The sequence below is a fragment of the Curtobacterium sp. MCBA15_016 genome (genome assembly GCF_001865105.1).
In the GTDB taxonomy this organism is placed as follows: Bacteria; Actinomycetota; Actinomycetes; order Actinomycetales; family Microbacteriaceae; genus Curtobacterium.
The window spans coordinates 16,291-28,256 of the sequence record NZ_MJGR01000001.1 but is presented as its reverse complement, the minus strand read 5'-3'; the positions used below and the strand labels follow the sequence as shown (position 1 = coordinate 28,256).

Below are 11,966 nucleotides of genomic sequence, written 5' to 3'. Positions count from 1 at the left end.
GCACCGCGCCTCCAGGCCGTCTCGGCGTGCGTTCCGGGCGTCGGTCCGGTGACGGACGCGACCCACGCCCGACAGCCCGGCTCCGCGAGCGGGCGGAACATGCGCCGTTCGCCATGGGAGCCGCGCACATCCCGCCCGCTCGTGCGCTGCGGGCGGGACACATGCCCCGCGCGGCATGGATCAGCTGCCTCGGTAGGTGCTGTAGGCGAACGGGCTGAGCAGGAGCGGCACGTGGAGGTGCTCGGTCCCGCCGACGGTGAAGGCCACGACGACGAACGGGTGGAACGTCGGTACGCCGGCGGCGCGGTGGTACGCGCCCGTGTCGAAGCGCAGCTGCAGGTCGCCTCGTGGCAGGACGTCCGGCCCGAGGGCAGCTCGTCCGTCGGCGTCGGTCGTGCCGGTCGCGAGGACGTCGCCGTCGATGGTGCTCAGCACGAGGCCCACCCCCGCGGCGGGTGTGCCCCGGGTCGCGTCGAGGACGTGCGTGGTCAGCTGGGCGACGGCGAAGGTGGCGCGGATGCGGTGCAGCGCGATGTCGGCGAGGGCACCGGCGGCCTCGGCGACCTCGACGTCGGGATCGTTGCCGAGCCGCCGTCGGAGTTCGGCGAGGAGCTCCTCGGGCGTCCGGCCGGCCGCGCGCACGAGGAACACCCGGCCGAACCGCCGCTCGTAGTCGGCGTTCCCCGCGGCGATCGCCCGGGCGACGTCGTCGTCCGCGGTGCGCATGGCCGACTGCTCCCGGGCTGATGAGGCATCGCTGCTCCGCTCACCGATCCGCGGGTGCTGCGCGAGGGCGGCGTCGAGCTCGGCGGCGCCCCACCCGTGGGCCTCGGCGGCGGCACGCGCCAGGAGCGCGGCGACGGAGCCGTACGGTCGTCCGGCGGCGAGTGCGTCGGCCCACGCCGGGACCGTCGCCCACCCGGTGGCCGTGGCGACCGCGTCGGAGACGGTCGCGTCGTCGAGATCGCCGATGTCCATGCCGCCACGCTACGGAACGCCCGTTTCACGGGGGTTACGCCGTGGTTTCCCACGCGACGTGGCCGACGGTCCCGGAACGGTCGCCGCTGTGGGACGGGAGGCGCGGGTCGGGCCCGCACCGCGCCTCCCGAACCGCAGGTGCGCACCTCGACGACGTCTGCGCGCGCTGCACGCCGCGCACTCGTCTCCGCGTGCGCAGTCGCGACTAGACCTCCGCGGCGAAGGACGCCGCGCGGAGCTGCAGGTCCTCGATCCGCTGCAGCCGTGCGGCCTCGACGTCGTAGCCCTCGTACGCGAGCGGCGGCGTCCGCCGGACGTTGCGCGAGCACTGGAAGTCCTGGCAGACGAGCGTGCCGACGGTGTTGCCGTTGCGACCCGCCTTGCCGGAGCGCTTCGCGCTGTAGAACACGACGTCGTTGGGGAGCTTCACGTCCTGGCACCACGAGCACTGCGCCCGGGCACGGGGCGAGGCCTCGGCCTGCCGGAAGAGGATGCCGACGAGGTCGCCCTCGAGGGTCGGCACGACGGCGTACGCGCGCCGGGCGAGCTTCGGGTCGCGCCAGCCGAGGTAGTCGAGCGCGTCCCAGTCGACGGTCTCGAAGTCGGCGGGCAGCGTGAGGTCGCCGGTCTCCTTGCGGGAGGCGTTGACGAAGGACGTGCGGATGGTCTTCTCGCTGATGGGCAGCATGGTGGTTCGCTCTCGGACGGGCCCGGGGCACGCGGACGCATGCCGCACCGGGCGGAGGGTTCAGGGTTCAGTGACGGCGGCCGCACCGAACGGTGCGACCGGGGGCATCACGCCCTGATGTCGGCGAAACGGGCGCCGACCACCTCCTGGAAGCTCACCCGACCAGCCTACGTCGACGTGTCAAGCCGGGTGCGGCTGCGCGGTGAGGAGGACGAGCGAGCCCTCGAACGTCGGCTGCGTGCGGAGGGCGCCGTGGGCTCGGTCCCACTCGCCGGACTCGAGGGCCGTGCGGAGCGCGGCGACGGATCGCCGTGCGGTCATCTCGTCGACGGAGCTCCACGCCGGGTCCGCCCGTCGCGCGCCCGGGTCGAGGAGGCGTTCCGGTCGCGCGTAGTACGCCTCGGAGAACCCGTCGACGCACGTGAACGGGATCGGCAGGCGCGTGGTCGTCACCGCGTCGTCGGCGAGGGCGGCCGCGATCCGGGCGAGCGAGGGGTACCGCCGGGCCTCGGTCGCCATGACCTCGGGGGCGTACTCGGCGAGCCAGAAGTCCTCGACACGGTCGGGGTCGCACGTCAGGATCACGATCGGGCCCCGCGTCACCCGGCGCAGCTCGGCCAGCCCACGCTCGAGGTCGCCCCACTCGTGCACGGAGAAGGTCGTCATCGCGGCGTCGAACGTGTCGTCGGCGAACGGCAGGTCCTCGGCGGTGGCGTCGATCGCGGTCACCTCGCGGTCGGTGGGCTCGTAGGACCCGGCGCCGGCGCCCACGTCGAGGACCGTCCGGGCGTCACCGAGGGCCTTCGCGATCGCCCGGGCGAAGGACGGCTCCGGCCGACGGTACTTCCGGTGGTCCTGACCGATGCGGGCGGAGTCGGCATCCCCCGCTGAACCGTCCGTCGTCCTCGTCACGGCCCCAGCCTACGGACCGGGCCTGTTACGGTCGGGCCATGGTCTCCGGGGGATTCGCCGTCGTCAGTGTCCTGTACATCGCGTTCGTCGTGGCGCTCGCCGTGCTGACGGTCGCGCTCATCGTGCTCGTGTTCGCCGCGATCCGCGTGCTGCGGCTGTCGGCGACGGAGCGGCAGCTGCGCATCGAGCGGCTGCGGTACGACGCCGCCGTCGACGGCATCGACGACCACGGTGCCGGCCCGGACGCGACCGGTCCCACGACCCCCACCGTCTGACGCCCGTCGGGCGGGGGGTCAGTCGACCGACTCGGTCTCCGACTCCCGCAGCGCCGCGTAGTGCTCGGCACGCTCGGTCGCAGCCCACGACCCGAGGAGCGCCAGGGACCGCTCGGACTCGCTGCCGGGTTCGGCCGAGTACGAGAACATCACCAGGCCCGGGTCCGCGACGAGTTCCAGCGCCTCGTAGTCGAGCCGGAGCTCACCGACGATGGGGTGCACGAGCCGCTTCTTGCCGGTGCGGTGCATCCGGACGTCGTGGGCGGCCCACCACGTGCGGAACTCCTCGCTCCGGGTCGACAGCTCGCCGACGAGGGTCACGAGTCCGGGCTCGCACGGGTTCGAGACCGCGGCCGCCCGGAGGATCGCCACCGCGTCCCGAGCGGTCTGCGCCCAGTCCGCGAAGAACTCCTTCGCCGCGGGGTCGAGGAACGTGAAGCGCGCGGTGTTCACCGGACGACCGGGGCCCGCGAACATCGGCGCGTACAGCGCGCGACCGAGCTCGTTCGTCGCGACCACGTCACCGCGCTCGTTCCGCACCCAGGCGGGCGCTCCCGTGATCGAGTCGAGCAGCCGCTGCACACCGGGGCGCACGCGGGTCGGGACGTTGCGGTGCATGACCTTCACGCCGGCGTTCGCCAGGCGGGCGAGGTCCCACAGGTGCACGCGCTCGTCCTCGTCGAGCTGCAGCGCACCGGCGAGCCCCTCGAGCACGCTGTCCGAGACGCCCTTGAGCGAGCCCCGCTCGAGCCGCGTGTAGTAGTCGACGCTGACGCCGGCGAGCATGGCGACCTCGTGCCGACGCAGCCCCGGCACCCGTCGGACACCGCCGCCGAACGACGGCATGCCGACCTGCTCGGGAGTGAGCCGCGCCCGCCTCGAGGACAGGAAGTCGCGGATCTCGTTGCGCACGTCGATACCCATGCGACGAGCGTACGTCCCGTGGCTGGTACCGCGGCAGGCCCTGCCCGTACCCGGGACGGGACGGACGGGAGGCGCGGGGCGGCCCCGCACCGCGCCTCCAGTGCTCAGGCGGTTGCGTCGGCCGTGATGCGCACGCGCGCCACGCGGTGACCGTCCATGGCGGTCACCTCGAGCCGGTGGCCGCCGACCTCGACGACGTCCCCGACCTCGGGCACGCGGTCCAGCGCCACCTGCACCAGGCCGCCCACCGTCTCGTAGTCGCCGTCGGGGAGGGCCGGGCCGCCGTCGGCCACGAGGTCCTCGAGCACGGTCGCCCCGTCGACGCCGTCGTGCTCGGCCGCGGGCTCGTCGTACTCGTCGCGGATGCGTCCGACGAGGTCCTCGAGCAGCGCCTCGAGCGTCACCATGCCCGCGCTGCCGCCGTACTCGTCGACGACCAGGGCGATCTGGTGTCCCTCGGTGCGCATGTCCGCGATCGCACTCGACAGCGACTTCGTCTCGGGCAGCGCGAGCACCGGACGCACGAGGGTCGACACCGGTGCGGTGGGGTCCTCCGGGCGCAGCAGGTCCCGCAGGTGGACGAACCCGTCGACGTGGTCCCGCGTGCCGTCGGTGACGAGGTACCGGGTGTGCCCGAGGTCGATGGCGTGGTCGGTGGCCGCGGCGATCGAGGTGCCCGCGTCGATCGTGGACACGTCGTACCAGGGCCGCATGGACTCGCGGAGGATCCGGTCGCCCGCGTCGAGGGCGCTCCGGGCGATCCGGCGTCCCTGGGCGTCGATGGCGTCGTGGTCCTCGACGAGACCGCGGAGCTCCTCGGTGCTCATCGACTCGCTCCGGGCGTTCGGGTCCCCGCCGAGCAGCCGCACGACGGTGTCGGTCGACTTCGAGAGCAGCCAGATCACCGGGCGCATGAGCGTGGCGAACCGGTCGAGCGTCGGGGCCACGGCCATCGAGAAGCCCTCGGCCCGCTGCAGGGCGAGCCGCTTCGGCACGAGCTCGCCGAAGACCAGCGAGAGGTAGGCGATCACGAGGGTCATCAGCACCAGTGCCACCGTCTCGGCAGCGCCCTGCTCGAGCCCGAGGCCCGTGAACAGCGGCGCGACGTCCGGAGCGATCGACGATGCGCCGTACGCGGCCGAGAAGAACCCGGCGACGGTCACGCCGATCTGCACGGCGGAGAGGAAGCGGTTCGGGTCGCGGCCGAGCTCGGCGACCCGCATTCCCCGGGACCCCCGGCGCTCGAGCTGCTGCAGCTGCGACTCGCGGAGGGAGACGAGGGCGATCTCGGCTGCGGCGAACACGCCACCGACGAGCACGAAGAGCACCACGAGCCCGAAGGCGATCCAGGTGTCGGGTCCCATCAGCGGGCTGCCGGCTCAGATCGGCGACGGGCGGGCGGTCTGTGACAGTCGTCCATGCCTGTGAGCATGCACAGGGAACCTGATCAGGCGGTGAGGGAACGCCCGATGCGCGCTTCGAGCCAGGCTTCCGGGTCGATCGGGGTCTCGCCGTCCATCAGGACCTCGAGGTGGAGGTGCGCCCCGGTCGAGACCCCGGAGGAGCCGACCTTGCCGATGAACTGCCCGGCCTCGACGGTGTCGCCGACCTTCAGTGGCGAGGAGCCGGGGATCATGTGGCCGTAGAGCGTCGAGACCTCGCGCCCGTCGATCACGTGGTCGATGATCACCGCGGTGCCGTACGAGAAGTACGTGCCGGAGACCCGGACGGTCCCCGCGGCCACGGCACCGATCGGCGCGCCCATGCCCGGGTTGAAGTCGAGGCCCTGGTGGAGCGACGAGCAGGCGCCGCACGGAGCCGAGCGGTAGCCGAAGCCCGAGCTCATCCGTACCGGCCCAGGGAACGGCGACCGGACCTCGCCGCCGTAGGACACCGACGTGCCCGGGGCCCCGGCCGAACCGCCGCCGACCGTGAAGCCGTCGCGGTCGAGGGCGGAGGCGGAGATCGCCTGCGTCACGGCGTAGTCCTGCGTGCGGACGGAGGGTGCGAGGGTCGCGGTCGCCATCGAGGTGCCGGCGCTGGCGTGCGCGGGCATCGCGGACGCGGCGAACATCGCGAGGGCGGCGAGGGCGCTCGTGAGCGTCACGCGGCTGGCGCGGCGGGACCTGGAGGCGCGGGTCGCCCGGGCGACGGCGGGCACGCTGGGTGCGGGGCGACGGACGACGCGCTGGATGCGGGCGTCGACGTGCTCGGTCGTCGCACGCGCGGCGGCCGCTCGGCGACCGGTGCGTTCGGGCTTCGGCGCGGGCGTGCGCTCGGCCTTCGGCGTCCGCTCGCGGCGCGCCGGCTTGCGGGCTGCGGCGCGCTCGGCCTCGAGGGCGGCGCGACGGGACAGGTGCACCACCGGGGTGTCCGGGTGCTGGTCGAGTTCGCGTGCAGTCGTCATGGCCGCCCACCATTCTGCACGACTCTGTCGCTTTGTACAGGTCCTTTCGTGATCTCATCGTTACCGAAGTGCTGGGAGGCTGCTGATCCCACAGCCCGCCCCGGCCCCGGAGGCCGCCCGATCAGTAGTGTCCGCAGTGAGCGAGCGGAAAGGACCCTCCACATGGCCCGAACACCGCGCGAGCGGCACGAACCGGTCGACCTGGCGTCGGCGCACGTCGTGCTCGCCGGGACGCAGGAGCTCCTGCCGGTGCTCCGGACCGCTGCCGTCCGGGCCGGGGTCGACGCGGCCCGGATGCGCGTGGTCGGGGTGGACGACCTGCCCGATCCCGAGGAGACCTGGGACGCCGAACTCGCGGTCATCGCGATCCGTCGGCCCGGTGACGACCCGGCGTTCCACCGTGCGCACGAGGCCGCCGAGATGATCGACCCGCTGCTCGCGCCGCACGCGGTCCGGATCGTCGTGACGGTCTCGGGGCTGACCCGGCTCGCGCCGAAGGTCGAGCGGACGCTGACGTCCGAGGTGCTCCACCAGATCGGCGCGGCGTCGGCACCGTCCGGGTTCGAGCGGCCGTTCCGGAACTTCCGGATGCGCGTGGGGCTCGCGGCCTTGAAGACCGCCGGCGTCCGGGTCTTCCGGGTGCGCATCGGCGAGTGACCGTCACCGTGCGGGAGCGCCCCTGAGCTCGAGGGCGATCTGCTCGGCGTCGAGGTTCTGCAGCATCGACTCGAGCACCTCGGCGTCGAAACTGCCGTCGTCGCGGGCGTCGAGGATCGCGGCGCGCTGCGCTTCGAGCACCGCCAGGCGCCGGGCCTTCTCGCGCCCCATCCACGCCCGGAGTTCGGCGGGGTCGGCGGCTTCGAGCTCTTCCCGCGCGCGGGGTCCGGCCTCGCTCGTCCCGGGGACCTGCTCCGCCGCTGCCCGCATGAGCTCGAGGAGCCGCTTGCGTTCCTCGGTGTCCTGCGCGGCGGTGTCCGTCGTCGGCGCGGCGATGCGACGGAGGAGCGGCCCGATCGTCCCGCCCTGGACCACGAGCGACAGCAGGGCCACGGCGAACGCGACGAAGACGAGCAGCGACCGCTGGGGCGTGCCGTCGGGGAGCGTCTGGGCCGCCGCGACGGTCACCGCGCCGCGCATCCCCGCCCAGACCACCGCGGTGCCCTCCCGCCAGCCGAGCGGCGCCTTCGTGTAGTACGCGATGTCCGCCAGGGTGCGTCGGACCCGCACCGCGAACCGGTCGAGTTCCCGTTCGGACGGCGCCCGGTTGCCCGGTCGGTGTTCGCGGATCACTTCGCTCATGGCGTCGCGGTCCTGCGCGTGCATCTCCGCGAAGCGGGTCTGCATCCGTTCGCCCCGCTTGGCGCTGGCGGACAGGGCGAGCAGCAGCGGCACGACGTAGGCAGCCCGGACGAGGACGGTGAGCACGAGGGCGCCGACGGCGATGAGGAGCGCCGGCCCGATCCCGGCGTGCTGGTCCTGCACGTCGCCGAGGATCGACGCGAGCTGCAGCCCCATCGTCAGGAACACGGCACCCTCGAGCACGAGCTCGATCGTCTGCCAGTTCTGGGCGTCCGACAGCCGGTGCCCCGGGGGGAGCCTGCGCGGGCCGACGATGCCCGTGAACAGCCCCGCGACGACGGCCGCGACCAGGCCGGACCCCTCGAAGTGCTCGGTCGGGATCGCGGCGACGAACGGCACCGCGAAGGACAGTGCCGTGTTCACCGCGGCGTTCGGCACCCGGGACCGCACCCAGACGTTGAGCCAGCCGACGAACCAGCCGATGACGACGGCGATCGCGACCGCCCGGGCGAAGTCCCCGAGCGCGCCCCAGAACGAGAACGACGCGCCCGCGGCGAAGATCGCGGTGCGGAGCAGCACGAGCGCGGTCGCGTCGTTGAGCAGCGACTCGCCGTCGAGGATCGAGATCGCCCGCCGCGACACCGAGGTCTGCTTGACGATCGAGGTCGCGACAGCGTCGGTGGGGCTGACGATCGCCCCGAGCGCGATGCCCCACCAGAAGCCCAGCCCCGGGACGACCCACGCGAAGAAGAGCCCGAGCACCAGGCTCGACGCGACGACGAGCAGGACCGACAGGCCGCTGATCGCGCCGAACTCCCGCCGGAAGTTCATCGACGGCATCGACACCGCCGCCGAGTACAGCAACGGGGGCAGCACCCCCGCGAGGATCCACTCCGGTTCGATCCGGGCGTGCGGGATCCACGGCACGAGGCTCGCGGCGACCCCCACCGCGACGAGGACGAGCGGCGCGGCGACCCCGATGCGCGGGCCGAGCACGGCGGCGCCCGCGATGGCGACCAGGGCGACCACACCGATGACGAGGAGTTCGTTCACTCCCCCAGCGTGGCACCGTTCCGGGCGATCAGTCCCGGTCCGGCTCCGCGCTGTGGACAGCCGAGGCGTTGACGACGTGGTGTGGAGGAACGACGTGGGCGACGACCGCGACACTGCCGGCGGCCAGGACGAGCGCGAGCGTGCCCGCGGTCACGGCGGTCCCGATCCGCCGCAGCCGCGAGCCCGACCCACGGTCCCGCGGCGCGAAGCGGGCGAGCCCACGACGCGGCGTCGGACCGACCAACCACGGCCCGGAGCCGTCCTCGTCGTACGAGAACGGCCCGGACCCGTCCGGCGCGTACCGGTACGGCCCGCTGCCGTCCACGGCGTACGCCGAACGGAGGTCCTCCGCGGACCACCCGAAGTCCTCCGGTGTCTGCCGTGTCGTCGACATGCGCGCCTCCTGCGGTCGTGTGGTGCGGAAGACCACTCCACGCCACGTTCCTATGAGTCGACAGTGCGCCTCCAGGAAGCCATCCGAGCATCTGCTCCACGCAGGCGGTACCATGTATCTTGATGTCGAGACATCCCGTTGCGCGAGTAGCGTGGACGTACCGACGGTCGAACAAGGGAGTACCCGCCAGCATGGCCAAGATCATCTACACCCTCACGGACGAGGCGCCGTTCCTCGCCACCCACTCCTTCCTCCCGGTCATCCAGGCCTTCGCCGGCACCGCAGGTGTCGACGTCGAGACCCGCGACATCTCGCTCTCGGGCCGGATCATCGCCCAGTTCCCGGAGCGGCTCACCGCCGAGCAGCGCCTGGACGACGCCCTCGCCGAGATCGGGGACCTCGCGAAGACCCCCGAGGCGAACATCATCAAGCTGCCGAACATCTCGGCGTCGATCCCGCAGCTCAAGGCCGCGATCAAGGAGCTCCAGGCGCAGGGCTACGACCTGCCGGACTACCCCGACGAGCCGACGACCGACGACGAGCGCGACGCCCGCGCCCGCTACGACCGCACCAAGGGCAGCGCCGTGAACCCGGTCCTGCGCGAGGGCAACTCCGACCGCCGCGCACCGCTCTCCGTCAAGAACTACGCCCGCAAGCACCCGCACCGCATGGGCGCCTGGAGCCACGACTCGAAGACGAACGTCGTGACGATGGGCACGGACGACTTCCGCTCGAACGAGCAGTCCTGGATCGCCCCCGCCGACGACGTCCTGACGATCGAGTTCGTCGGTACCGACGGCGAGACCACGGTCCTCAAGCAGTCGATCCCCGTCCTCGCGGGCGAGGTCGTCGACGGCACGGTGCTGCACGTCCGCGCGCTCGAGGCCTTCCTGCAGGACCAGATCCGCGCGGCGCAGGAGCAGGGCATCCTGTTCTCGGTGCACCTCAAGGCCACGATGATGAAGGTCTCCGACCCGATCATCTTCGGCCACGTCATCCGGGCGTTCTTCCCGAGCGTCTTCGAGCGCTTCGGTGCCGACCTCGCCGCGGCCGGGCTCAACCCGAACGACGGCCTCGGCTCGATCCTCGCCGGGCTCGACGCCGTGCCGAACGGTGCGGAGATCAAGCAGGCGTTCGCGGACGGCATCGACGCGGGCCCCGAGCTCGCGATGGTCGACTCCGACAAGGGCATCACGAACCTGCACGTCCCGAGCGACGTCATCGTGGACGCCTCCATGCCCGCGATGATCCGCACCTCGGGCCACATGTGGGGTCCGGACGGCGAGGAGCACGACACCCTCGCGGTCATCCCGGACTCGAGCTACGCCGGCATCTACCAGGCGACGATCGAGGACTGCCGCGCCAACGGTGCGTTCGACCCGGCCACCATGGGCTCGGTGCCGAACGTCGGCCTGATGGCGCAGAAGGCTGAGGAGTACGGCTCGCACGACAAGACCTTCGAGGTCCCGGCAGCCGGCCGCGTCCGCGTGGTCACGAGCGGCGGCGAGACGGTCATCGAGCACGAGGTCGAGGCCGGTGACATCTGGCGCGCCTGCCAGACCAAGGACGTCGCGATCCGCGACTGGGTGAAGCTCGCCGTGACGCGTGCCCGTGCGACCGGCTCCCCCGCGGTGTTCTGGCTCGACGAGACCCGTGCGCACGACGCGAACCTCATCGGCCTGGTGCGGACGTACCTCGCCGAGCAGGACACCGACGGGCTGCAGATCGAGATCCTCTCCCCCGAGGACGCGATGCGCTTCTCGCTCGAGCGCATCCGCCGCGGCGAGGACACCATCTCCGTCACGGGCAACGTGCTCCGCGACTACCTCACCGACCTGTTCCCGATCATGGAGCTCGGCACCTCGGCGAAGATGCTCTCCGTCGTCCCGCTCCTCGGCGGCGGCGGTCTGTTCGAGACCGGTGCCGGCGGTTCGGCGCCGAAGCACGTGCAGCAGCTCGTCGAGCAGAACTACCTGCGCTGGGACAGCCTCGGCGAGTTCCTGGCCCTCGCGGTCAGCCTCGAGCACCTCGCCGGTGTGACGGGCAACGAACGGGCGAAGATCCTCGGCGAGACGCTCGACCGTGCGACCGGCACGTTCCTCGACGAGGACAAGTCGCCGGGGCGCAAGCTCGGGTCGATCGACAACCGCGGCAGCCACTTCTACCTGGCGAAGTACTGGGCCCAGGAGCTCGCGGCGCAGACGACCGACGCCCAGCTCGCCTCGGCGTTCGCCGAGATCGCGGCGACGCTCGACGAGCAGGAGTCGACGATCGTCGAGGAGCTGAACAGCGTGCAGGGGCACCCGGCGGACATCGGCGGCTACTACCGTCCGGACGACGCCAAGACGAGCGCCGTGATGCGCCCGTCCGCCACGTTGAACGGGATCCTCGCCGCGCTGTAGACGCGGGGCGCACGAACAGGAGGCGCGGTGCCGGCTGGCACCGCGCCTCCCGTCCGTCGTGTGGTCGCGACCCGGGCCACGCTTCGTGAGCAGGAATGGTCGGGTCCGCATCACGAACCCGACCGTTCCTGCTCACGAAGGCAGCGCGTCAGCCGCGGGACGGGACGGGCGGGCCGGCGGCCAGCAGCGCCACGAACACCAGGGCGACGGCCACGACGCCGATGAGGATCGACACCGCCGGGTGCCGCACCACGAAGAACAGCAGGCGGTCCCAGAACCCGACGCGCCCCTCGGCACCGCGGCGCCACGGGCCCTCGAGCATCCCGCGCCGGGCCACGGCGACCTCGAACGGCACCGTCGCGTACGGCACGACGGCACTCGCCCACCCGAGCACGAGCGCTCCGGCCGACCACCGCTGGTTCACCGCGACGACGGTCGTCACGACGAGGTACGCCAGGAACACGAACCCGTGCACCCCGCCCCCGATCCGGACGCCCCAGTCGCCGGCACCGAGGCCGTACTTGAGCACCATCCCGGCGATGAGCATGGTCCAGGTCACGAGTTCGGCGACCGCGGCGGCGCGGAACAGGGAGCGGGGAGTCATGCGGACATCGTCGCGGACGCCTCCCGGGAA

Annotated in this window: 12 protein-coding genes and 1 pseudogene; 3 read left to right on the top strand and 10 right to left on the bottom strand. The window is 72.5% G+C overall.

Annotated elements, in window-relative coordinates:
- Positions 1–180: 180 nt before the first annotated feature.
- The 4 genes and pseudogenes from uraH to BIV03_RS00145 form a co-directional block, all read right to left on the bottom strand.
- Entirely contained in the window at positions 181–519 is a 339-nt protein-coding gene (gene uraH, locus BIV03_RS20055; RefSeq protein WP_071294340.1) for a hydroxyisourate hydrolase, read from the bottom strand.
- Positions 520–978, bottom strand: a pseudogene (uraD, locus tag BIV03_RS20050) (2-oxo-4-hydroxy-4-carboxy-5-ureidoimidazoline decarboxylase); the annotation flags it as partial.
- 205 nt (positions 979–1,183) lie between these two features.
- Positions 1,184–1,666 carry an FBP domain-containing protein gene (locus tag BIV03_RS00150; RefSeq protein ID WP_071294179.1) on the bottom strand — a complete coding sequence of 161 codons (483 nt, stop codon included), beginning with the start codon at positions 1,664–1,666 and terminating at the stop codon, positions 1,184–1,186.
- 180 nt (positions 1,667–1,846) lie between these two features.
- Positions 1,847–2,578, bottom strand: coding sequence for a class I SAM-dependent methyltransferase (locus tag BIV03_RS00145; RefSeq protein ID WP_071294178.1), 732 nt, complete (start codon positions 2,576–2,578; stop codon positions 1,847–1,849).
- Between the two features lie 38 nt (positions 2,579–2,616).
- Here BIV03_RS00145 and BIV03_RS00140 point away from each other — a divergent pair, with 38 nt between their 5' ends.
- Positions 2,617–2,853: a hypothetical protein gene (locus BIV03_RS00140; protein WP_071294177.1), complete on the top strand. Its 237-nt coding sequence runs from the start codon at positions 2,617–2,619 to the stop codon at positions 2,851–2,853.
- 18 nt (positions 2,854–2,871) lie between these two features.
- Here the strand turns inward: BIV03_RS00140 and BIV03_RS00135 are convergent, their stop codons facing one another.
- The 3 genes from BIV03_RS00135 to BIV03_RS00125 all read right to left on the bottom strand — a co-directional run bounded on the left by BIV03_RS00135 (position 2,872) and on the right by BIV03_RS00125 (position 6,184).
- Positions 2,872–3,777 (bottom strand): helix-turn-helix transcriptional regulator, encoded by a 906-nt coding sequence (locus BIV03_RS00135; protein WP_070417554.1) that lies wholly within the window; start codon positions 3,775–3,777, stop codon positions 2,872–2,874.
- Between the two features lie 104 nt (positions 3,778–3,881).
- Complete coding sequence (locus BIV03_RS00130) at positions 3,882–5,141, bottom strand: hemolysin family protein (protein WP_071294176.1); 1,260 nt, start codon at positions 5,139–5,141, stop codon at positions 3,882–3,884.
- A gap of 83 nt (positions 5,142–5,224) precedes the next feature.
- On the bottom strand, positions 5,225–6,184 hold the full coding sequence (locus tag BIV03_RS00125; protein ID WP_071294175.1) for a M23 family metallopeptidase: 960 nt from the start codon (positions 6,182–6,184) through the stop codon (positions 5,225–5,227).
- 162 nt (positions 6,185–6,346) lie between these two features.
- Here BIV03_RS00125 and BIV03_RS00120 point away from each other — a divergent pair, with 162 nt between their 5' ends.
- Positions 6,347–6,841 (top strand): hypothetical protein, encoded by a 495-nt coding sequence (locus BIV03_RS00120; protein WP_070417557.1) that lies wholly within the window; start codon positions 6,347–6,349, stop codon positions 6,839–6,841.
- Between the two features lie 3 nt (positions 6,842–6,844).
- On the opposite strand, the gene BIV03_RS00115 is transcribed toward BIV03_RS00120, so the two are convergent.
- Both BIV03_RS00115 and BIV03_RS00110 read right to left on the bottom strand, forming a co-directional pair.
- A complete protein-coding gene (locus BIV03_RS00115) occupies positions 6,845–8,536 on the bottom strand; it encodes a sodium:proton antiporter (protein WP_071294174.1) in 1,692 nt (563 codons plus the stop codon).
- Positions 8,537–8,564: 28 nt separating this feature from the next.
- Entirely contained in the window at positions 8,565–8,930 is a 366-nt protein-coding gene (locus tag BIV03_RS00110) for a hypothetical protein (RefSeq protein ID WP_139201798.1), read from the bottom strand.
- Between the two features lie 191 nt (positions 8,931–9,121).
- Between BIV03_RS00110 and BIV03_RS00105 the strand changes: the two genes are divergently transcribed.
- Positions 9,122–11,332 carry an NADP-dependent isocitrate dehydrogenase gene (locus tag BIV03_RS00105; protein WP_071294173.1) on the top strand — a complete coding sequence of 737 codons (2,211 nt, stop codon included), beginning with the start codon at positions 9,122–9,124 and terminating at the stop codon, positions 11,330–11,332.
- 148 nt (positions 11,333–11,480) lie between these two features.
- On the opposite strand, the gene BIV03_RS00100 is transcribed toward BIV03_RS00105, so the two are convergent.
- Complete coding sequence (locus BIV03_RS00100) at positions 11,481–11,936, bottom strand: DUF3817 domain-containing protein (protein ID WP_071294172.1); 456 nt, start codon at positions 11,934–11,936, stop codon at positions 11,481–11,483.
- Between the last annotated feature and the right edge of the window lie 30 nt (positions 11,937–11,966).

What these genes read in the sequence shown, in the direction of transcription:
- BIV03_RS00150 (WP_071294179.1), bottom strand. Translation starts at nt 1,666, where the DNA reads ATGCTGCCCATCAGCGAGAAGACCATCCGCACGTCCTTCGTCAACGCC.
- BIV03_RS00140 (WP_071294177.1), top strand. Translation starts at nt 2,617, where the DNA reads ATGGTCTCCGGGGGATTCGCCGTCGTCAGTGTCCTGTACATCGCGTTC.
- BIV03_RS00135 (WP_070417554.1), bottom strand. Translation starts at nt 3,777, where the DNA reads ATGGGTATCGACGTGCGCAACGAGATCCGCGACTTCCTGTCCTCGAGG.
- BIV03_RS00130 (WP_071294176.1), bottom strand. Translation starts at nt 5,141, where the DNA reads ATGGGACCCGACACCTGGATCGCCTTCGGGCTCGTGGTGCTCTTCGTG.
- BIV03_RS00125 (WP_071294175.1), bottom strand. Translation starts at nt 6,184, where the DNA reads ATGACGACTGCACGCGAACTCGACCAGCACCCGGACACCCCGGTGGTG.
- BIV03_RS00120 (WP_070417557.1), top strand. Translation starts at nt 6,347, where the DNA reads ATGGCCCGAACACCGCGCGAGCGGCACGAACCGGTCGACCTGGCGTCG.
- BIV03_RS00110 (WP_139201798.1), bottom strand. Translation starts at nt 8,930, where the DNA reads ATGTCGACGACACGGCAGACACCGGAGGACTTCGGGTGGTCCGCGGAG.
- BIV03_RS00105 (WP_071294173.1), top strand. Translation starts at nt 9,122, where the DNA reads ATGGCCAAGATCATCTACACCCTCACGGACGAGGCGCCGTTCCTCGCC.
- BIV03_RS00100 (WP_071294172.1), bottom strand. Translation starts at nt 11,936, where the DNA reads ATGACTCCCCGCTCCCTGTTCCGCGCCGCCGCGGTCGCCGAACTCGTG.